Raw genomic sequence first — 21,797 nt, 5'->3', positions numbered from 1 at the left:
GCGGCGGCTCCGCGACCGCGTCATCACCTTGAACGACGGGAGCTGAACCAGATGACCATGGCTACGAGTACGGCCACGGAGCCGGAGACGGCGTCCGGGGCGAACGCGGGGGTGAACGCCGCAATGGACGCCGGAACGTACGAGGTGCTGCGCGACCGGCTCACGGCCCAGGCCACGGAGCTCACCCGCCGCACCGAGACGCTGAACAAGGCCAGAATCGAGGAGTTCGGATCGACCGGGCTCACGCTCTCGGGCTCCGCCCGCTTGCGCACCGAGGAGAACCGGACGGCCCGCGACATCGTCACGGTCGGAGACCTCCTGCTCTTCGGCTGCAACGATGCCCCCTCCACCGGTCCGGACCGGACCGTGTCCGACGTACTGGCCCTCTACGACCGCGATTTCAACCCGCTCCCTACCGATGCGGCCCCCGGCCTGCTCGACGACCCGGAATTCGTCAGAGAGTTCACCGCGCTCCACCGCTACTTCCGGGATGCGAAGCTGCTCCAGCTGCGCCGGGTGGACGGCAAGCTGCTGGCCGTGTTCCGGACCGGGGAGCAGGCCGAGGACATCCGCGTCCTGCGCTGGTCCCTCACCCCGGACGGCCGGGCCCGGTTCCTGGACGCTCGTGGCGAGCGCGACCACGTCCTCGCGCCGGCGCACGACGTGCAATGGCGGGAGACCACCCGGGAGGACCACGTCCAGGGCCGGCACCCGCACGTCTCCATCGACGGCCGCCTTTTCGTCTCGACGGTCGGCGGCGCGCTCACGGTGAAGACCGAGGACGACACCGAGTCGGATGAGGGCGTCCACCACGAGCCCGTCCACGAGCCGCTCCAGTCACTGGCCGACGCCGAGATCGCATTCGCCACCGTGGGCCCGCTGGTCCTGCTCCGGATCCGCCCGTACAAGGAGGAAGCGCGGCGCCACCTCGTTTTCAACTCCGTGACGGGCAGGGTGGTCAGGCTCGACGGCATCGGCCAGTCCTGCCGCCGGCTACCGGACGACGAAGGCATCGTCTTTCCCGGTGGCTACTGCCTCGGCTCCGGCACCGTCCGGACCTTCGACCCCGCGGTCGCGGACCCGACCGGCCTGGAGTTCGAGCGGACCGTCCGCGCCCCCAACGGCGAAGACGTGCTGTTCGCCTTCCACGCCCGCGCCGAAGGACGCACCCTGCTGCTCCCGTACAACGTGATCCGCAAGGAGGTCGCCGCGCCGATCTCCTGCTACGGTCACGCCCTGTTCGACGACGGAGCCCTCGTCGTCCTGCGGGCCGGTACGGACGAGCCAGCCCGAACGCACCCGGTGCAGACCTGGCAGACCCCCTTCACCTCCGACACCCACCCCTCCCCCGCCGGAACCGGCTCGCTCGGCCGGATCGGCAACGCCGACCTGGTCCGGGGCATCGCCGACTGCCTGGCTGTCGCACGGCAGGCCACCGAGACCGGCTCCACACCTGGCGGCCCGCAGTACGAGGCGCTGCTCGCCGCCTGCGTCAAGGCCGCCGACCGGCACCCCTGGCTGGGCGACGCGGAGGCCGGTGACCTGCGCAGCTCGCTGGAGGCGGTCCAGGCCACCGCCGAGCAGGTCCTCGACGAGTTCGCGACCGTCACGGCCCTCACCCGGCAGGCGGCCGACGCCCTCGCCGAATCCGCCCAGAGCATCGCCCGGCTGGTACGCCGGGTCCGCGGCGAGTCCCCGGCCACCGCCGAAGAGTGGATCGAGCGCATCTCCGAACTGCGCCGGGCTCAGGGACACCTGCTGACGCTCGCCGCGATGCGGTACGCCGATACCGCGGCCATCGAAACCCTGAGCGGGGATGTGACGGCCGACATCGCCGCCGCCGGGCAACGCGCCGTGGCCTTCCTCGCGCGCGAGGACGCCTTCGACGCGCAGGCGGCCGAGGCCGGACAGCTCGCCGTCGACGCCGGGGCGATCCCCACCGTCGCTGAGACCGCCCCCCTCCGTGAACGCCTGGAGAAGCGGAGGTTCGGCCTTCAGGCGCTCGCCGAGGTGGTCGCGGATCTGGACACCGGTGACGCCACCGTCCGTACCGCCATCCTGACGCGCATCGCCGAGGTCCTCGCAGGTGTGAACCGAGCCCTCGCCGCAATCGCGGCCCGGCGCCGGGAGCTGCTCGACCGGGAGGGACGCGCCGGGTTCACCGCGGAGTTCGCCCTGCTCGGCCAGGCCGTCAACGCCGCCCTGGCGGTGGTCGGCACGCCCGAGGAGTGCGCGTCCCAGCTCGCCCGCTTGCTGCTTCGGTTGGAGAACCTGGAGGCGCGCTACGCCGAGCACGACGGGTTCCTGACCGAGATCGTCGAGAAACGGGCCGAGGTCCACGACGCCTTCTCGACGCGTCGGCAAACGCTCCAGGACGCCCGCGCCCGGCGTGCCGAGAAGCTCGCCGACTCCGCGCGCCGCGTGCTGGAGACGATTGCCCGCCGGGCTGCGGCACTGGACAGCGCCGACGGCATCCACACCTACTTCGCCTCCGACTCCATGGTGGCCAAGATCCGCCACACGGCCGACGAGCTGCGCGAACTGGGTGACACCGTGCGCGCGGAGGAGCTGGCAGGCCTGCTCTCGGCCGCCCGTCAAGAGGCGGGGCGCGCGCTGCGTGACCGCACGGAGCTGTTCGCGGACGGTGGGGAGACGATTCGCCTGGGTCGGCACCGATTCGCGGTGACCCGGCAGTCCGCCGAGCTGACCCTCGTACCGCACGGGGACGGCCTGGCGTTCGCACTCACCGGTACCGACTTCCGTCGCCCCGTCACCGAACCGCAGTTCGCCGCCACCCGGCCGTACTGGGACCGGCTGCTGCCGTCGGAGTCGGACGCGGTCTACCGGGCGGAGTACCTGGCGTCCAGGCTGCTGGCCGAGCACGGGAGCGCCGCGCTCGCCGCCGCCGACCTGGATCTCCTGGTCCGGCAGGCCGCCGAGTCCGCGTACGACGAGGGCTATGAGAGAGGGGTGCACGACCATGACGCGATCGCCATTCTGCGCGTGCTGCTGAACCTGCACGAGAGCGCCGGGCTGCTGCGCTACCCGCCCCGGGAGAGGGCGGCCGCCACCCTGTTCTGGGAGCACGGCACGACCTCCGAAGAGCGCGCACTTCTCACTCGCCGTGCCGTCTCCCTGTCCCGGGCGCGCGACACCTTCGGGCACAGCACGGCGCTCGACGCCCTCCAGGACGAACTCGCCCAAGCCATCGTGGCTTTCGCTCCCGACACGGCCGCGCCGACTCGCGCCGCCGAGTACCTCTTCGAGGAACTGGCCTGTGAGCCGGCCGGATTTATCATGTCCTGCGCGGCCCGCACTCTCCTCGACAAGTTCCGCCGCAGCGTGGGTGCCTCGCCCTATGACGAGGACCTCACTGTCCTCCCGGATCTCGCCGCCCGCGGCCAGCTCGTCGAGGGTTGGCTCATCCCCTACGCCGCAGCCTGCGGCGAGGACATCGACGACGCCGACATCACCGAGGCCGTCGCCGCCGAGCTGTGCCCCGGACTGGTCCGCTACGACGCCGCCGGCGCCACCACCGCGATCGTATCCGGGCTGCTCGGCACCCACCCCCGGATCGGCGGACGTTCCCTTGTCCTACGCCTGGACGAATTCCTGGCCCGCAACGCCGACTTCGCCGCGCAGGACGTCCCGGGCTTCCGCGCCTACCAGCGGCGGCGCAGCGTCCTCACCACGGCTGAGAACGAGCGCCTCCGGATCGATGCCCACCGTCCGCGTGTCATGTCCTCCTTCGTGCGCAACCGGCTGGTCGACGAGGTGTACCTCCCTCTCATCGGCGACAACCTCGCCAAACAGATCGGAGCGGCCGGGAAGGACAAGCGCACGGACAGCAGCGGGCTGCTGATGCTCATCTCACCGCCCGGATACGGCAAGACGACCCTCGTGGAGTACGTCGCCGAACGCCTCGGACTGCTCCTGGTCAAGATCGACGGCCCCTCCCTCGGACACGGCACGAACTCTCTCGACCCTGAAGCGGCTCCGGATGCCACCGCCCGCCGCGAGCTGGAGAAGATCGCCTTCGCGTTGGAGGCCGGCAACAACGTGATGCTCTACCTGGACGACATCCAGCACACCTCGCCCGAACTGCTCCAGAAGTTCATTCCGCTGTGCGACACGACCCGTACGCTCGGCGGCCGCGACCTGCGCGGCAAGCGGTTCGCCGTCTGCATGGCCGGCAACCCGTACACCGAGTCCGGGCAGCGCTTCCGCATCCCCGACATGCTCGCCAATCGCGCCGACGTCTGGAACCTGGGCGACGTCCTCACGGGGAAGGATGGCGCCTTCGCGCTCAGCTTCGTCGAGAACGCACTCACGTCCAACCCGCTCCTGGCGCCGCTCGCCGGACGCGACCGCGCGGACCTGGAGCTCCTCGTCCGCCTCGCCGACGGGGACCCCGCCGCCCGCCGCGACCGGCTCGCCCACCCCTATCCCCCGGCCGAACTGGACCAGATCCTCGCCGTACTGCGTCACCTCCTCACCGCGCGGACAACGGTCCTGGCGGTCAACGCCGCCTACATCGCCTCCGCAGCCCAGAGCGACGCGAGCCGAACCGAACCACCGTTCCGCCTCCAGGGCTCCTACCGCAACCTGAACAAGATCACGGCAAGGCTCGCACCGGTCATGAACGACGCCGAACTGACCGCTCTCGTCGACGACCACTACGCGGCAGAGGCCCAGACCCTCACCACCGAAGCCGAGGCCAATCTCCTCAAGCTCGCCGCCCTGCGCGGCACCCTCACCGCGCCACAGGCGACGCGCTGGGCCGAGATCACCGCCTCCTACGTCCGAGCCCAGGCCCTCGGGGGCCGGGACGACGACCCGCTGATCCGGGCGGTCGCCGCGCTCGGCCTGCTCGCCGACCGGGTCGCCGCCGTGGAGGGCGCCATCACCCGGGCGACGGACACGCGCCACCTGCTCGCCCTCCCTGGCGGGCGGCACGCTGCCCGGCCCGGGCACGACCTACGGGAGTGAAGGCCGGCTGGTCACATCAGGTTCCGGCGCCAGTATGGCGGCCGTGGTCATGGGAGAAGGCCTCGAAAACCTCGCGCGCCGAGCCGTGGGTATGCAGGAAGCGCTCGTCGAGGATGGCGGCCAGGTCGTCGAGTGCTGCCCGAAGCACGGCGGCGGACAGCCTGACGTCGGGGTGACGGGCGCCCGCGGCCCGGTCTGCCAGGTTCACGGCGCAGGTGATCTGACGGGCGAGGGAGGTCCGGTCGTCGCCGTCGTGGAAGTAATAGGACTCGGCGTACTGCTGGAAGTCGACGGAGACCACGGACACCGCTCCGGCCAGTCCGTCGAGGATGGCCGCGCCCGCGTCGGCGTCGATCTGCTCGGTCGTGGGATGCGTGCGGTCGAGGTGGGACAGGCGCAGCGCGAGGGCGCGGCGGCGGGCCAGCGCGGGGTAGATGCCGAGGGTCCATGCCACCGTGGCGCTGAGCAGGGCGAAACCGACGATGGCCTCCATGGGGGCGAGGATGCGAAGCCACCCGTCGGCCGGTGCGATGTCCCCGAGGCCGAGGGTGGAAATGTGGACCAGGGACACGTACAGAGCGTCCTCGAACCCCGCGTGGTCGGCGGGGTGCAGGCCGGGGGCATAGGTGAATGCCTGCGGCATGTACGGCCAGTAGATGAGGGTCCACCCCAGGACCGCCGCGAGGGCCCACACCGCGACCACGACCACCATCGCGAGGGGGCCCGCCAGCCCTGAGGCCCGGCGGCGCAGGGGCAGGAAAGAGGCCAGCCTCCACAGGGTTGTCATGACCAGACGGCTGAGACCGCCGTGGCGCGTGGGGTGCCACAGGGTGTGGAACACGTCCCGCAGGACCAACAGCACGAGGCTCGCGCCCGCCAAGGTGACCAGCCAGTTCATGCGGACCCCATACCCCGTCCTTGTCTCCTCAGCCCGTCGCCGACCTCCGGAAAGCCTTCACCCCACACCGGCGTCCGCTCAGGAGAAGCACGGATCCGAATAACGATCGCATCACTGGCCCAGGCATTCAGGGCCCCTCCCCCCGGGAACATGATTTGCATCACTAAAGATTCCGTAAAGAGTGTGCTAGGAATACGCAACTCCGTTTCGGTGCACTCGCCGGATGACGGAGCGCCAGCACGCACAACCGGCTTTGCCCGACCAGGAGAGCTTCGATCCGAGTCCGCGGATCGAGACGATCAGGGTCGCCGATCGGACAACGGCGTTCGCGCCAAGCCCGCACTTGTCACCGACGCACCGCACTGCGCCGGTCCTGCGCCATCGAGGTAAAACCTGATGTCACTCGACACCGTCACCAGCTCCATCGACGACGCCGTCAGCGGCTTCTTCGAGCCCATCGCCAAATGGCTCGGAGATATCGTCTTCTACTCGGTCCCCGTGGCCGGGACACAGCTTCCGCTGATCGTCGCCTGGCTGGTCGTCGCCGGTCTCGTCTTCTCCGGCTGGTTCGGGCTGGTGCAGATACGCAAGTTCCGCCTCGCCGTGAACGTGGTGCGCGGCAAGTACGACGAGAAGGGGTCGGCCGGCGAGGTCAACCACTTCCAGGCGCTGACCGCGGCCGTCTCTGGCACCGTCGGCCTCGGCAACATCGCTGGTGTGGCGGTGGCCGTTTCCATCGGTGGCCCGGGCGCCACCTTCTGGATGATCCTCTGCGGCCTGCTGGGCATGGCGACGAAGTTCGTCGAGGTCACCCTCGGCGTCAAGTACCGCGAGGTGCACGCCGACGGCAGCGTCTCCGGCGGCCCGATGCACTACCTGCCCAAGGGCCTGACCGAGCGCTTCGGCGCCCGTGGCAAGACCCTCGGCAAGATTCTCGCCGTCCTCGCCTCCGCGATGATCCTGTTCTTCGGTCTCTTCGGCGGCAACCTCTTCCAGGTCAACCAGTCCTACGCCCAGCTGGTCTCCGTCACCGGCGGCGAGTCCGGCATGATGGGCTCCTCGGCCGGCGCCCTGTTCTTCGGCATCCTGATCGCCGCGATCGTCGGCATCGTGCTCCTCGGAGGCATCCGCTCCATCGCCTCCGTCACCAGCAAGCTCGTCCCCGCGATGGCCGGCATCTACATCGTCGCCTGCCTCGTCGTCATCGCGGTCAACGTCTCGGACCTCCCCTCCGCGATCTCCTCGATCATCGAGGGCGCCTTCAACCCCGAGGGTGTCGCCGGTGGTGTCCTCGGTGCGCTGATCGTCGGCTTCAAGCGGGCCGCGTTCTCCAACGAGGCCGGTCTCGGCTCCGCGCCGATCGCGCACTCCGCGGTCAAGACCAAGCACCCCGCCAGCGAGGGCCTGGTCGCCCTGCTCGAGCCCTTCATCGACACCGTCGTCATCTGCACCATGACCGCACTGACGATCGTCATCGCCAACCCGGCCAGCTGGGGCGAGGCCCGCAAGGGCGAGTCCATCGGCGGCGTGACGATCACCTCCGACGCCTTCGGCACGGTCCTGCCCTGGTTCCCGTACATCCTCACCATCGCGGTGATGCTGTTCGCCATCTCCACGGTGCTGACCTGGGGCTACTACTGCATGAAGGCCTGGACCCACCTCTTCGGCCGCAGCAAGGCCAGTGAGCTGACGTTCAAGGTCATGTACACCCTGTTCGCGGTCGCCGGTTCCCTGCTGACCCTGCAGACCCTGATCGACATGGCCGACGCGGTGCTCTTCATGCTCGCCGTCATCAACATCATCGGCCTGTACCTGCTGGCCCCCGTCGTCAAGCGCGAGCTGAACTCCTTCCTCGACTACGTCCGCCGCCGCGACGCCGGCCTGGACACCGAAGCAGACGAGGACGAAGACCAGGAGCCGGTGAAGACCACCGTCTGACCGTCCCCCCGGCGGCCCGGCTCCTGAGCGGGCTCGTACACACCTTGCGCCTTGGTGTGTACGAGCCCGCTCATCTGCGTTTCAGCAGGTGAGAACCCCTCTGGTGGGATCCGGTGACCCGGGATAGGGTGTAAAGAACGCGTCAAGGGGCAGCTGGCTGCCCGCGATGCGCGGTGTGCCGGGAAGTCTGGTCGGCGTCCTAGGGGCCGTGCGCCCATTTCCAGCCGACGCCCCCGGAAGGCCACCCTCATGAGCGACCAGCGCCCACGTATCGTTTTCGGCCTCATGCCGTGGCCCGAGCGGCAGGCCATCGCCTCCGCCCTGCGGACCGAAACCGTAGGCGGGCTGGTTCTCCTCGCCGCCGCCGTGATCGCGTTGATATGGGCCAACACTCCGTTCAGCGGCGCCTACGAGGCGATACGCGACTTCCACTTCGGCATACCCGCACTCGGCCTGGACCTCTCCGTGGGGCACTGGACCGCCGACGGCCTCCTCGCGATCTTCTTCCTCGTCGCCGGCATCGAACTCAAACGCGAACTGGTCGTCGGCGAGCTGCGCACCCCCGCCACGGCCGCCCTCCCGGTCATCGCCGCCATCTGTGGCATGGCCGTGCCCGCCGCGCTCTATGCCGCAACAGCCTCGGCCGGTGGCGGCAGCCTCGACGGCTGGGCCGTCCCCATGGCCACCGACATCGCCTTCGCGCTGGCCGTGCTCGCCGTCATCTCCACGCACCTGCCCGCCGCGCTGCGCGCCTTCCTCCTCACCCTCGCCGTCGTCGACGACCTCGGCGCCATCCTCATCATCGCGATCTTCTTCACCAGCGACCTGAACCTCTGGGCGCTCGGCGGAGCCTTCGCCGGCCTCGCCGCCTTCTACCTCCTCCAGCGCTACCGCGTCCGCGGCTGGTGGTGGTACGTGCCCCTCGGCATCGCGATCTGGGCCCTCATGTACAACGGTGGCGTGCACGCCACCGTCGCCGGCGTCGCCATGGGCCTCATCCTGCGCACCACCCGCGACAAGGGCGAGGACGTGTCACCCGCATCCCGCGTCTCGCACCTGCTGCACCCCTTCTCCGCCGGTGTCGCGGTGCCGCTCTTCGCCCTCTTCGCGGCGGGCGTCAGCATCTCCGGACCCGCCCTGGCAGAGGTGTTCACCACCCCCGAACCGCTCGGCGTCGTCATCGGACTCGTCGTCGGCAAGGTCCTCGGCATCTTCCTCGGCACCTACCTCGCCGCCCGCTTCACCAAAGCCGAGCTCAATCCAGACCTCGCCTGGGCCGACGTCCTGGGGCTGTCGGTCCTCGCCGGGATCGGCTTCACCGTCGCACTCCTCATCGGTGAGCTCGCCTTCCCCGGCGCAGCGGTGGGAGAGCACGTCAAGGCTGCCGTCCTCATTGCCTCCGTCACCGCCGCCGTCCTGGCCGCCGTACTGCTGCGCCGCCGCAACACCGTCTACAAACGCCTGTACGAAGAAGAGAACCTCGACGCCGACGCCGACGGCATCCCCGACATCTACCAGCGCGACACGAAACCCTCCGCCTCCGAAGTCGGCTGAACGAAGAGGGACGCCAGCACCAACCCGACCGCCGAGGCAGCAGGCCACGCGTGCTCACGGCCGCCACGGGCCGCCTGCCGGGCGATCCGTATTGCCGCGGCCGCCGCTGGCAGCCGGGCGGGCCGATCGGAGAAGACCAGGCGCTAGCGGCCATCGGGCCGACAGCGCACCGCTCGTCAGCGGCGACGTCGACCAGAGGTATTCGCGCCCACCATGGCCAACCCCGTGAACAAGCAGGACAACCCGATGTAGAGAAGGGGAAAAGCGGGCTCTGGCAGGGTGTAGAGGAAGGCTCCCCCCAGCGAGAGTGGCGCGCCCACAAACGCAAGCAGCATGCCGACGCGGAGTTCGGTGCCGTTGTTGCGGAGCCACATGCGGACTCGGGTACAGAAGGCCGGGTTCAACGCGCACCACCCGTGGCGATTCGGCGACCGGCGCTGAGGGCTCGCACCAGGAAGGCGACCGCCACTCCGCCGCAGGCGACTCCCAAAGTCGCGCAGGCCGTGACCACGCCCTGCGGCAAGTCGGCCATCCGCGGCAGCGCGTTCAGAGGGGCCTGGAGGTAGAGGCACAGAATCGCGTGGGCATACGGCTTCCTCACCTCCCGCGCACGTAGGCCGGGCGGCGCCCAGCCGGCAAGCAGGGCGACCGCGACGGGAAACAGAAGCAGGGTCGCTGCCACGAGAGCGAGGGCGTAGTACACCGGGTTGCTGTTCATGGGTACCTCTCACGTGCGATGCCCGCACCAGGCGGTGACGACCGCGACGCTGTATGCCGGGATCCGGCCGTGCGCGCAGTGCGGGAGCACCGTCAACCAAGCATAAGGGGGCGTCGCCCCCGGCAGCACCGACGCTCCGGTGTCCCGGCAGTGCCGCGTTAGGGGACATCGCGGGGCTTCACCGTCGGGGCGATGCGTCCTGCGCATTCCGGCTGTCCGCGAGCGGCGTGGGAACCTCCTCGTCCTGTCACTGTGGCACAGGCTTCGGTATGGCCTCAGGGCAGACGTGACGTTTCTTCCCGCTGATGCCGCCGTGCCGTCCAGCGTCGGCGAACCAAGTCACCGGTTTCACCGACGGCAGCCAGGAGGGCGGCGGACGCGACGCTTGGCACGAGGCCGACCGGGCGGCCCGTGGCGCGGCCCAGCAGCCAGACGGCAAGGGCGAGCACGGTCCACCAGACGACGAGCGAGACGGCTTCACGCCGCCTGGCGCCCGTCCGACGGGATGAGGAGGACACGGTTTCAGGGCTCCTCGCGATGGGCGGCGACCTGGCGGCGCTCACGGGTGTAGGTGGCGAAGCCCAGAAACAGGCAGCCGGTGACGGCGAAGGCCCCGCCGACGGCCGTGCAGGCGAGCGTGACGTCGGGGGACGCCCCGGCCAGGCGGGGAACCGCGTTGACGGGTGCGGTGGCATAGATCATCAGGAGGAACCAACCGTGCGGCCTCACGGGCGTCAGCCTGCCGCGCAGCCGCTCCGGCACTCGGTCAACGGCCATGGCCAGGCCTGTCGGCAGCAGGGTGAGGGTGAACACAGCGAGGCCGATCCAGTGCCATCTCATGCGTCTGGCTCCTACAAGGTGTGCAAGCGGTACGAGGCTGCGCATGCTGCGGGCCGACTGCGCTGGTACGGCGGTCGCCGGATCGCGGTGCGGCCTGGTGACTCTATCGACGACGCGGCCGGTCGCTGCAGGGGCGGTGCTGTCGGTCTTCGGATTCCAGGTTTGCCGGGGCCAGGCAATGTCCTACGGGTCGGCAGATGTCATGGTCAGCTCTGCCCGGGTGGTGGTGCCAGGTCTGCGGTTGCCGCCGTGGCAACACCTTCGTCATGCTGACCACCCGCACGGCTGCGCAGGCCTGGCGGGCTGGGAATGCGAGCCCGGCGCGACGGGCTCTACCCCGTCCGTTGGAGAGGTTCCATTCGAGACGACTCTGCTTCCCTCGTACGCCGCCACTTTGACCGTGCTCGCGGCCGTGGTCCTGTCCGGGTGCGCCGGGCAGGCGGAACACCGTCAGGCAGCCCCGGGGATCACAGAGCCACCGCGTGCCCGGCGGCGCACCTGGGAGCCGGGCCGCGAGCGGCGCGCTGATGGCGGACCTACGGATCGCAGGCACGACCCGTACGAGGCTGCGCGTCGTTCCTACCCTCCCCGCCCGCCTGCCTGCCTGCCTGCCGGCCGGCGAGCATCACTCGCGACGCATCGAGGTCACGATCATGTGCGGTACCGCAGCACAGTCCCGGACGGGGGCTTCGTTCGTCCTGGAGGACTTCGCCGTGCCCACGCACGAGGGCTCTGCCACGCTTCACCCTCGCCCTCCTCACTCCCGAACATCGCCGCGCCTTCCGTCAGGCCGCCACGCCTTCGTCGACGCTCGTCGCGCGCCGGGCCCGTTCCCCGCCGGCCTCCGCATCAAGGGCGTGCGGCGCGTACCCGGCGTCTTCGAGCTCGTGGCGGCGTACGCCTGCTTGGCGAAGAACGCCAGAACATCCGGCTGGTCGCCGGGGGCCACACAGATCAGCCGCCCGTCCATGGTGGTGAGCAGGATCTGCCGGCCCGTGAACCGGCTCAGCACCGCCGATTCGATCCCGCGGCCACCGGATAGCCGTCTCCGTACGGCTCAGGTCCGCTCGCCACGGCCACCGCGTGGGCCTGGGAGAGGCGCAGCCCGAAGCGCTCGGCACGCTCGGCCAGCCTCCCGAGATCACTACGCCCGTGCAGGAGGTCGTCGATGAACTCGCGGCGAGCGGCCTCCTCCTGACGCACGGCCTGGTGCTGGGCGCGCTCGTACCCTCCACCAAGGCGTCTATGGCCTGTTCGGATACCGCGAGCAGGGAGCCTGCCTGCTGGATCGGCACCCGGGTGAGGACCTCCTGGACACGGCCAGGTTCTCGCAGATCATCACGCGCAGTGTGAGGCCGAGCTCCGCGGCCCGCTCCCCCTCGGCGCGGCGTGCCTCCAGCTCGGTGCGCGTCATCCGGCGCCCGGTGGTACAGGCATCGCGCAGGCACTCGACATACCCCGTCAGCTGCCTTGCGGTGCTTCCCGCTCCGTCATGCACTCCCCCGTTCTCGTCGTGTCGGCGAACCGGTTGACGCGCGATCAGGTTGCCATAAGCAGCAGAGAGGTCCTTCACCGGCAGCGAATGGGGGGTAAGGGCTGCCGGTCGACGGCAATGCGGTCCCGCGAAGCGGTGGAGAGGATCAAGGAATGCCCTGTGTCGAGGAGGGCTGCACCGTCAGCGGTAGGGGGCAGCCGCCCACGCCGCCGCCACGACCGCCAGCACGCAGGCGGCAACAGCGAGCAGTCGGCTACCGGGGTCGGGCAGCACGTACAGCGCCTGGCCGACTGCGGTCAGCAGACAGATGTGAGCCTGTGCGACCGCTGATGCCGGCTGATCCGTTGGGCGGATCTGGTCCGGGTGCGGCGTCCGGACCGGCCCAGGCCGGTCCGGACCCGGGCGTGGTTCGTGCCGACGACGTTGACAGGCTCGCGAGATGGTCGGCGCGGGCCGGTGCGCACACAAAAAGAGACCACACAGATGATCGATCACGTGGCCGGTTTACGACGAGTAACACGGGGGTGCTGACGGTGTCGTTCGAGGAAGAGTGGGCCGCGGACAAGGCGGCCGTGACGATGAGATTGAACCAGGCCGGCAGTTCGGGCGGTTCGGCGCCGAAGCCGGGCTCGGCCGACTACGTGGTCGAGGACGACGATCTCGGCGCGATCGGCCATGCCGCTCACGGGCTCTTCAACGGCCTGGAGCCCGCAGGCAAGCACGCGAGCGCGGCGAGCGAGAGTGCCGGGAGCAGCCTGAAGGGTGACGGCTTCGACACCGGTGCCGCGCTCTCGGAGGTGAACAAGACCTGGGAGACGCAGGTGAAGACCCTCCTCCAGGCGGTCGCGCACATCTCCAACCACCTCGACTACACGAAGAAATCCAGCAAGGCCAACGACGAGTGGATCGGAGCGCAGCTGCGCATCGTCGGCCCCGTCGCGCCGGGCCGCGAGGGTTCCGTGTCCGCGTCGCAGATCGACAAGTTCTTCCGGTAAGGAGCCACAGCCATGCCCACGTTCGAGCAGCTCCTGAACGCCAAGCTCGGTCCGATGGACACCGCGGTCACCCAGTGGACGGAGATGATCGCCAAGCTGGCTCAGCTCAAGACCGATGCGTCGGCCATGAAGTCCAAGGCCGACAAGTCCACTTGGCGGGGTGAGAACGCCTCCGTGACGAAGGTGTTCGTCACGAAGACGGCCAAGGAGTTCGGTGATGCCGTCACCGAGGCCGAATCCGTACGGGACCTCGTCCAGGACGCCCACACTCTGTTCAAGACCGCCCATGACGACCTCAGGGCCACGTACGAGAACCCGCCGCCGGGCATCACCATCTACCCGAACGGCGTGCTCAGCCATCGTGTCCACCCCGACCGCCGGTCGAAGGACAGCACCGAGCCGGTCGCGACCGAGGCGCAGTTCGAGGCGCTGCGCGGCAAGATCGAAGGGATCCTGCAGCGGGCGAACGAGGCCGATGAGCTGTGTGCCTGGGGTCTGCGCGCGCTGATCAAGAACCACCCCAACGACTTCGGCAGCACCGACCTGGGCGGTGTCGCCGACGCGAAGAAGATGCGCGCGGAGGAGAAGCAGCAGGCCGAGAACGGCCGCGAGGCAGCCAAGCTGTACGCCCGCTGGGAGCACCTCGACGACAAGGAGCGCGAGCGGCTCCTCAAGCTGGCCGAGGGCGGCAAGGACTCGCCGGCTTTCGCCGAGCAGCTGATGACGAACCTCAGCTACCGGGGCCGCGACCAGCAGGAGGCCGTGCTGCTGCTCGCCGGCAGCCTGGAGTCGGGCGGCCGCGACGGCCAGCTCTCCGCCGCCGATGCCCGCCTCTACAAGGCCCTCTCCGGCTCCCTTGCCACCGCCACCGGACCCGACTCCTCGATAGGTTCCCCCGGCGGTGTCACCTCGGCCTGGACCGACAAGCTCATCACCACGGCCCGCGACGGCAACGGCCTGCCCACGCGCCACCCCGGCGCCATCGGGGGCGGCGCCGCGACACTGAAGGACCTCACGGACCTGATGGCCGCCGACGCCGGCGACAAGGCGTACGACCCGAACGACAAGAGCGCGTCCCCGTACGACAAGGACAAGGGCGACCCGGTCTACAGCGAGGCGTTCCTGCACGAGGTCGGCGACACCATCCGCGAGTGGGAGACGGACAACGACGACGCCTACGACGGCGTCATGAAGAACTGGCAGGGCACGCAGGAGGACCCGATGAAGGGTCTGATGAACGCCATGAGCCGCAACCCGTCCGCCTCCACGCACTACTTCGACCCGAACACCACTGACAACCTCAAGTACTTCCTGGAGGACCGCAAGTGGCCGGGCGGCGAGGTCGAGTTCAAGATGCCCGAGGAGACGCAGCGCACCTCGGCCCGCACCGAGTTCGGCGCCGCCCTGGAGGCCGCGGCCACCGGCCGTGAGCCGGGCAGTCCGCTGCACGGCGTCCCCGCCCACCACGACGGCGCGCAGGCCGCGATCTTCGAGCGGATCGCCAAGGAGTACACCGGCGAGCAGACCTACGGGACCCAGAGCTCCGTGCCCCTGGCCATGCGCACGAGCATGGGCAACATGATCGGGGACTACGCCTCGGACGTGCACCAGATCCTCGGCAAGAACATGGACGGGCCGACCGACTTCAACAACCTCACGATCGAGCGGGGCGACCTCACCCGTCTCATGCGCGGCGTCGCCGAGGACCCCAAGGCGTTCGGTGTCATGCACCACTCGCAGAGCGTGGTGATCGCCGAGGGACTGAACGGCTTCCCGCCGGACTCCTACCGCAAGGAGGATCCCGAGATGCGAGCCTGGGTCAAGCAGTCGGCGTCGGTTCTCGGCCACCTCGACGGCGTGCGCGGCGACGTCATCTACGACCTCGGCCAGGCGGAGAAGGACACCAACGCCTGGAACCAGAGGATGAATTACCACGCCATCGGCACACCCCTGACGGCCATCCCCATCGTCGGCGACGCGCTCCAGCGCACGGTCGACGCCGGCACGGCCGGGTACATGAACGAGCTCAACGCCAAGGTCGACGAGGAAACTCGTAGGAACATGGTCAACCACTTCGAGAACGGCGAGAACCAGATGAACGCCATGATGCGGAAGATGGCGACCGAGAAGGGCCTCACGAACGAGGAGCTGGACGCGAGCCCGGGCGAGTACGAGGACGGTCTCCAGACGACTGCCGAGAACTGGTACCAGCAGGGCATCGAGGACGCCCAGAAGAAGATGGGACAACCGTAGACATGGACAGGAAGTGGCTGCCGCTGACCATCGCGCTCGGCGCCGCCGGGGTGGCCGTCGTGACGGCGAGCTTCTGGCCCGACGACGAGAACCCGCCACTACCACAGACGCTGTGTCATGGGACGCTCAGCCGGCAGACGGCGGAACTGATCGACGACGGCAAGGGGGGCGAGGTCAGCACGGAGGAGTGGGAGAGAAAGGGCAAGAGCACCGATCACGCGGTGTTCAAGGGGTGCCAGGTGCTGCGCGCCAACGCGGACAGCGACTACCCCCGAGGGGTCTACACCCTGATCATCGAAGACAACCGGAACGACCCTCACTACAAGCCCAAGAACTCCGTCCCCCTCGGCCCCGGCTTCACCGGCTGGGCGCTTCCCGACAAGGCCGAGGCCAACCTGCCCACCGGCTGCGCCGCCCGCATGGGCTCGACGGCACCGAACATCACGGTGACACTCACGGCGCCCTCGGAAAAAGGAGAAGAGGAGAGGAAGAACCTCGTCGACCGGGACGCCCCCGAGATCCGCAACAATGCGGCCGTGGTACGGGAAGCCGCCACCAAGCTCGCCAAGAAGTACGGCTGCGCCGCCTGACAGTGATCTTGGTCGACACGGTTCTAGTGCCGTACTTCGCGGGTCGTTGATTCGTATGGTGTGACCGGTCCGGGAGCGTCCCGGACCGGTCGTATGACGTTGGCCCGGATGTGTCGATGACTTCCCGGTCCCCGCGGCCACGGTTTCAGCGTCAAGGCCTTGAAGTTGTGGTGACGTCCGTGGTGGAGAAGCGTCTGGGCGCCCTGCCTGTCGCTGCCGAGTTTCTGCACCGGCTGAATGCGGCCGGGATCGTCGACGAGGTGTGTCCGGGCGGCGCGAGCGCCCATCTGACCCACGGGCAGGTCATCAAGGTGCTGGTGGCCAACCGGCTGACCTCGCGCGCACGGCTGGTGCGGGTCAGGGACTGGGCGAGGACCTGGGCGGTGGAGGGAGTCTTCGGCATCACAGTGGACGTGCTCAACGACGACCGTCCGGCCCGCGCCCTGGACGCGATCCCCCCAGCCTGAAGGTCATCGCGGGCACCGTCGGCCAGCGGGCGATCACCGAGTTCGGGATCGACGTCTCCCGGCTGCACTGGGACATGACCAGCATGTCCGTGCACGGCACCCTCCCCGCCGGGGACCAGGACGAGCAGTACCCACTCATCGCCCGCACCGGGCACCCCAAGGACCGGCGCCTGGACCTGAAATAGGTCCAGGCCGGACTCGCAGTGTCTCGCCGACGGCGGTATCCCCGTCCACTCCCGGTTCTTCGACGGCGCCGCGGCCGAGGTCCGCCAGGTTGTCGGAGCGATGAACGACCGGCGGGCGATGGCCGGCACCAACACGTTTTTGATGGTCGCCGACTCCAAACTGGTGTCCTACTCCAACATCACCGCCCTGCTTCAGGCCGGGGTGGAGTGCATCGCTCCCGTCCCGGCCGCACAATCAAGGCGTGCGGCGCGTACCCGGCGTCTTCGAGCTCACCTGGGATAGCAACGGACCTGTGACACGGCAGTACGGCTCGGAGAGAGCCCGCAGCGAGCGGCACACCTCCTGGCGCCGCAATCGGACCCACGAGATTGTCATCGGGCCCCGCCCAGCCGGGTGGACACCAGGATAAACCTCAGCCCTGTGGCCGCACGCCGGCCCCGTCGTTGTGAGCCAGGCGGGAGAGGACCTTGGCGTACACCATGGTTGCCGCCGCAGTGACAGTCGCCAGGGACGCCAGTGCGAGGATGCCCATCAGTGCGGGCCACTGCCGCAATTCGTCGCTACGGCAGACTCTGTCCTGAGGCGACGGGTCGCCGAGCGGCCCCTGGCACACAGCGTGGGTCCCCTTGTACGAGGACACCTCGGGGCCGTAGTCGGCGACCATGAGGAAGATGAAGCATCCCCAGATCAGCATGGCAAGGAGCATCCAGACGATCGACCAGCCCTCAATGCGGCGCGCGTCCCGGGCCCTCTTCTCAGCCCCCTCTGGTGCGGTTCCTGATAGAACCGACCCTTCCAAAGTCGTCTCATGGGCTGTCATTCTTGCTCCTTCCACTTTCAAATAATGATCATCAGTCCATCACAGCCTGATGCGCGCCCTGGACTGACGTCCCCAGAAGTCATGGCCGGGTGTGCGTCTTTGCGATGTAGAGCGCATCGCCTCAATCGGGCGGCAAGCAGCGGACTGCCGCCTCACGGGCCAGAGCGATACGGGGGACATGGTTCGCTGGTGGAACATGCTCCATCGTGTAGGTACGCCCGACGGCTCCCGCAGTCACGCCCGGAGGATTGGCCGCTCAAGGCTAGGGCCTGCTGGTGGGCTACGGGGCCGGCTAGGGTGTGGGGGTGCTCGCCGGTGGTGGCCACGAGTATTCGTGCCGTGGCGGACTCCATGTCGGCGCCGGGTCCGGTGCGAAGGGGCCTGCCCGGTTCGCCATGAGGAGCATCATCGTCCCGGCGAAGAGGAGGGAGATGATGATCAGGGTGAGGCCGATGGGGTTGCGCGGGTTGTAGTAGTACCTCTGAGTGCCCCACTTGCTTCGTTTGAAAACCGGCTCACGATCGTAGTTCACCTGGCATCCCCCTCGCTTCGCGTCTGGCTCTCCTCGCGTCTTTGGGGTCTGCTCCCCGGCAGGCCCCAACGTTGTGCGAGCTATCCGACAATTTCGATCTTGCCGTTGGCGGAGTTCGACTCGGGCATGGCGGGCGCCTTGGCAGCGGTCAGACCGCCCAGGAGTTGGGCGAGGTCGACTCCGGTGGTGGAGGAGAGAAGTTCCATGCCCTGGGCGACGTTGTCGGTGACGGTGCGGGAGAGCTTGCTCGCGCCGTCGGTGGAGATGACGGTCATCTTGTCGATGGCGGACAGCGGTTCGGCCGCCTTGGCCACGACCTGGGGCAGTGCCTCGACCATCATCTGGATCATTGCGGCGTCGCCGTAGCTCTCGAAGGCGTCGGCCTTCTTCTGCATCGCCTCGGCCTCGGCCGCGCCCTTGGCCGCGATCGCCGCCGCCTCCGCGTCGCCCTCCAGGCGTACCGCGTCGGCGATGGCCGCACGGCGGGCGCGTTCGGCCTCACCGCGCTTGGCGCCCTCGATGGCCTCGGCCTCGGCAAGGGCTGAGCGGCGCTGCTTCTCGCCCTCACCCGTCAGACGGGCCCGCTCGGCCTCCGCCTGGGCGGCGGCGATGGCGGCGAGGCGCTCGGCCTCGGCCTGCTTCACTCGGGCAACCCGCAAGGCTTCGGCCTCCTGCTCGGCCTGGTAGCGGCGGGCGTCGGCGGGCTTGCGGACCTGAGTATCGAGCTGGCGGTCTGTCAGCGCCGCCTGGCGTTCGGCGACCTTCTCCTGCTCGGCCAGGATCTGCTGCTGCCGGTCGGCATCGGCCAGCGGGCCGGCGGCGTTCGCCTGGGCGGTCGCCGCGTCGGTCTCGGCCTTGATCTCGGCCTGCCGCAGGTACAGGGTGCGCTGCGCGACCGCGATCTCCTCCTCGGCCTTCAGCCGGGCCTGTTCAGCGGCCTGGCGGGCGTTGGCCTCGGCGATGTCGGCCTCCTGCTTGGCGCGGGCGGCCTCGGGGCGGCCGAGGTCCTCCAGATAGGAACCCTCGGTGGTGATGTCCTGGATCTGGAAGGCGTCCAGGACCAGGCCCTGCCCGGAAAGGCTGGCCTCGGCCTCCTCCGCGACCTGCCCGGCGAACGCGGCGCGGTCGCGAATGATGTCCTCGACCGACATCCGGCCGACGATGGCCCGCAGCGCGCCGGACAGAACTTCCTGGGTGAAGCCGACGATGCCGTCCTGCTGCTGGAGGAAACGCTGGGCGGCGGCGCGGATGGCGTCCTCGTTGCCGCCGACCTTGACGATCGCCACGCCTTCGAGGTTCGCCTTGATACCGCGCAGCGTGACCGCGCCCCGGACGGCGATCGGGATGTGCCGGCTGGACAGGTCCAGCGTGTAGCGCTGCTGGACGAACGGGACGACGAACACGCCGCCACCGACCACGACCTTCTGGCCGGTGTTGTCGGTCGATATCCGCCCGGTCTCCGGATCGGTGGAGCTCTTGCCGCGGCGCCCGGTAATGATGAACGCCTCGCTGGGGCCAGCGACCTTGTAGCGGGTGACGACGACGAGGGCGAGCAGGACGAGGAGTACGACGACTCCCACGACCGCGGTGACAACAGGACTCATGGCGGTTCCCCCCTGCCTCCCGGAAGGGGGCAGACTCAAGGGCTGATGGAAAGAGCATCGGAAGGTGAAAGGCTTTGGTGGCGCTGCTCAGCGCTTGACGGGGCAGACGCTGACCGAGGTCGTGGACGGCGTGGCCGTCACCCAGATCTCGGCCCCCCGCTCTATCGGGGCGTCAGCGGTAGCGGCGTACTTCAGCGGCTGGCCGCCGAGCGACAGCAGTACCTCGCCGTAGCCGTCGGCCGGGATGGCGGTGACCACCCGGCCCGCCGAACCGACGAGGTCCGCCTGGTGCGGGGCGCTGCCGTCGCCGTCCCGTTGCAGGGCCCGGCTGAAGCGGTACGTCGCCCAGCCAGCGCCTGCCCCGGCCGCGGCCCCCGCGGCGGCTGCCGCTCCCTGCCCAAGCCCCGTGGACCCGAGCACGATCGCCCCCGTGAAACCGAGCATCGAGACGAAGCCCGCAATCACCGGCAGCGACAGCCACCCGTCGAACAGTCCGTCCAGGACGCCATCGAAGACCCCTTCGAGGACCCCGTCGAACACCAGCGAGGCAGCGAGCAGCACGAGCCCCCCGATGCCGAGACCCAGAAACAAGACCATGCGCACCTCCCCGTCTGACTGCTGCTTCCCGCTGGACAACACCAGATTGGCAGGAGGTCACGGGGTCGCACATTGCCTGCTGTCGGCAATCTTTACGCCTCTTTGACGCACGTGGTGGAGGCGTCGAGGGGCGGGGGGCCCGCTCATCGGTCGACCGCTGCGCCGCGCGCTCCTGGCCCTCACGAGCGCCGACACCACCAACCTGGAGGCCGCCGCGCGCGGTCAGACCTGGCCTTCGGATCGCCATGCGACTGTACGAGGACGACTTCGCCACCGCCGTCCACAGCCGCAGCTTCACGCACCTGGCCGCGCCCGCCTTCGGCGGCGCCATGATGGGCTGACAGATTCTCGGGGCAACGACGCGACGACATCCACGAAGCCGTCCTCGGCCTCGCCACCTGCCTCATCACCCACCGACACGTCCAACGCCTTTGTTAGACGTCATCTCATTTGGTGAGTCTGCGGTAGCAGATGAGGGTGTAGGCGATGCTGGTGAAGGCGAGGAAGTGCTCGGCCTTGCGTTCATAGCGGCGGTGGAGTCGGTGACAGCCGGCGAGCCATGCCATCGTGCGTTCGATGGTCCAGCGGTGGCGGCCCAGCCGCTGCGAGGACTCGGCGCCCTTGCGGGCGATGCGGTGCTTGTTACCGCGTCCGCGTAACCATCTCCGCAGGTGGGCATAGTCGTACCCCTTGTCCGCGTGCAGCTTTCCGGGCTTGCGCCGTCGGCGCCCGCGCCGCGACCGGATGGGCGGTATGCCACGGACGGGGGGCTCGAGGGCCTGGCTGTCGTGCAGGTTCGCGCCCGAGATTCCGACGGACAGGGGCAGACCGGTCCGCTCGGTGATCAAGTGGATCTTCGAGCCGTACTTGCCCCTGTCGACAGGATTCGGGCCTGTCAGGTCCCCCTTTTCAGGGCCCGCATGTTGACTGAGTCGATCGCGCAGCGGGACCAGTCCGCCGAGCTCGTCGAGGACCAGGCGGTGGAGCCTGGCCCACACCCTGGCCTTCGTCCACTCGGTGAACCGCCTGTGGGCTGTCGCCCCCGACGGCCCGAATGACGCCGTCGGCAACTGCTGCCATGTGCAGCCCGACGTGGCCACGAAAACAATCGCGGCGAGCACCTCCCGGTCACCGTGCCGACGTCGGCCGCCGCCCTGCGGCCGCGACGGCACCTCCGGCACCACCCGCTGGAACAGCACCCACAACTCATCCGGCACCAGCCGTTCAACAATCCCCGCCACGACCGACAACCTACCCAAGTCGCCAAATGAGATGACGTCTTAGGACCTCCGAGTGCAACCCCGAGGGTGGCCGGGCGGGG

14 protein-coding genes and 1 pseudogene are annotated in these 21,797 nt (G+C 69.2%); 7 read left to right on the top strand and 8 right to left on the bottom strand.

Going from position 1 to position 21,797, the window contains the following annotated elements:
• The first annotated feature begins 51 nt into the window (after window positions 1-51).
• Window positions 52-4,989: a DNA repair ATPase gene (locus DEJ51_RS30495; RefSeq protein ID WP_150260828.1), complete on the top strand. Its 4,938-nt coding sequence runs from the start codon at window positions 52-54 to the stop codon at window positions 4,987-4,989.
• Between the two features lie 16 nt (window positions 4,990-5,005).
• Here the strand turns inward: DEJ51_RS30495 and DEJ51_RS30490 are convergent, their stop codons facing one another.
• Complete coding sequence (locus DEJ51_RS30490; protein ID WP_150260826.1) at window positions 5,006-5,887, bottom strand: potassium channel family protein; 882 nt, start codon at window positions 5,885-5,887, stop codon at window positions 5,006-5,008.
• Between the two features lie 396 nt (window positions 5,888-6,283).
• On the opposite strand from DEJ51_RS30490, the gene DEJ51_RS30485 reads away from it, so the two are divergent.
• Complete coding sequence (locus DEJ51_RS30485) at window positions 6,284-7,825, top strand: alanine/glycine:cation symporter family protein (RefSeq protein ID WP_150260824.1); 1,542 nt, start codon at window positions 6,284-6,286, stop codon at window positions 7,823-7,825.
• Between the two features lie 249 nt (window positions 7,826-8,074).
• On the top strand, window positions 8,075-9,379 hold the full coding sequence (gene nhaA / locus DEJ51_RS30480) for a Na+/H+ antiporter NhaA (RefSeq protein ID WP_150260822.1): 1,305 nt from the start codon (window positions 8,075-8,077) through the stop codon (window positions 9,377-9,379).
• Window positions 9,380-9,779: 400 nt separating this feature from the next.
• Here the strand turns inward: nhaA and DEJ51_RS30475 are convergent, their stop codons facing one another.
• From DEJ51_RS30475 to DEJ51_RS30460, 3 genes and pseudogenes are all read right to left on the bottom strand, one after another.
• Complete coding sequence (locus tag DEJ51_RS30475; RefSeq protein WP_150260820.1) at window positions 9,780-10,097, bottom strand: hypothetical protein; 318 nt, start codon at window positions 10,095-10,097, stop codon at window positions 9,780-9,782.
• Window positions 10,098-10,619: 522 nt separating this feature from the next.
• A complete protein-coding gene (locus DEJ51_RS30465) occupies window positions 10,620-10,937 on the bottom strand; it encodes a hypothetical protein (protein WP_150260816.1) in 318 nt (105 codons plus the stop codon).
• Between the two features lie 886 nt (window positions 10,938-11,823).
• A pseudogene (locus DEJ51_RS30460) lies at window positions 11,824-12,351 on the bottom strand (PucR family transcriptional regulator); the annotation flags it as partial.
• A 614-nt stretch (window positions 12,352-12,965) separates the two neighbouring features.
• Here DEJ51_RS30460 and DEJ51_RS30455 point away from each other — a divergent pair.
• The 4 genes from DEJ51_RS30455 to DEJ51_RS30440 all read left to right on the top strand — a co-directional run bounded on the left by DEJ51_RS30455 (window position 12,966) and on the right by DEJ51_RS30440 (window position 16,737).
• Entirely contained in the window at window positions 12,966-13,427 is a 462-nt protein-coding gene (locus DEJ51_RS30455) for a hypothetical protein (RefSeq protein WP_150260814.1), read from the top strand.
• 12 nt (window positions 13,428-13,439) lie between these two features.
• On the top strand, window positions 13,440-15,680 hold the full coding sequence (locus tag DEJ51_RS30450) for a DUF6571 family protein (RefSeq protein WP_150260812.1): 2,241 nt from the start codon (window positions 13,440-13,442) through the stop codon (window positions 15,678-15,680).
• A gap of 2 nt (window positions 15,681-15,682) precedes the next feature.
• On the top strand, window positions 15,683-16,270 hold the full coding sequence (locus DEJ51_RS30445) for a hypothetical protein (protein ID WP_150260810.1): 588 nt from the start codon (window positions 15,683-15,685) through the stop codon (window positions 16,268-16,270).
• A gap of 179 nt (window positions 16,271-16,449) precedes the next feature.
• Window positions 16,450-16,737, top strand: a complete 288-nt coding sequence (locus DEJ51_RS30440) for a DUF4277 domain-containing protein (protein ID WP_190620755.1) — start codon at window positions 16,450-16,452, stop codon at window positions 16,735-16,737.
• Between the two features lie 598 nt (window positions 16,738-17,335).
• Here the strand turns inward: DEJ51_RS30440 and DEJ51_RS30435 are convergent.
• From DEJ51_RS30435 to DEJ51_RS30410, 4 genes are all read right to left on the bottom strand, one after another.
• Window positions 17,336-17,743 carry a hypothetical protein gene (locus tag DEJ51_RS30435; protein ID WP_150260806.1) on the bottom strand — a complete coding sequence of 136 codons (408 nt, stop codon included), beginning with the start codon at window positions 17,741-17,743 and terminating at the stop codon, window positions 17,336-17,338.
• A gap of 612 nt (window positions 17,744-18,355) precedes the next feature.
• Complete coding sequence (locus DEJ51_RS30425; protein ID WP_150260802.1) at window positions 18,356-19,879, bottom strand: flotillin family protein; 1,524 nt, start codon at window positions 19,877-19,879, stop codon at window positions 18,356-18,358.
• A gap of 87 nt (window positions 19,880-19,966) precedes the next feature.
• Window positions 19,967-20,476 carry a hypothetical protein gene (locus tag DEJ51_RS30420; protein WP_150260800.1) on the bottom strand — a complete coding sequence of 170 codons (510 nt, stop codon included), beginning with the start codon at window positions 20,474-20,476 and terminating at the stop codon, window positions 19,967-19,969.
• 446 nt (window positions 20,477-20,922) lie between these two features.
• Window positions 20,923-21,717 carry an IS5 family transposase gene (locus tag DEJ51_RS30410; protein WP_411757365.1) on the bottom strand — a complete coding sequence of 265 codons (795 nt, stop codon included), beginning with the start codon at window positions 21,715-21,717 and terminating at the stop codon, window positions 20,923-20,925.
• Between the last annotated feature and the right edge of the window lie 80 nt (window positions 21,718-21,797).

The organism is Streptomyces venezuelae, assembly GCF_008642275.1.
In the GTDB taxonomy this organism is placed as follows: domain Bacteria; phylum Actinomycetota; class Actinomycetes; order Streptomycetales; family Streptomycetaceae; genus Streptomyces; species Streptomyces venezuelae_E.
The sequence above is the reverse complement of the archived record's forward strand: the minus strand, read 5'-3'. Positions and strand labels throughout refer to the sequence as shown.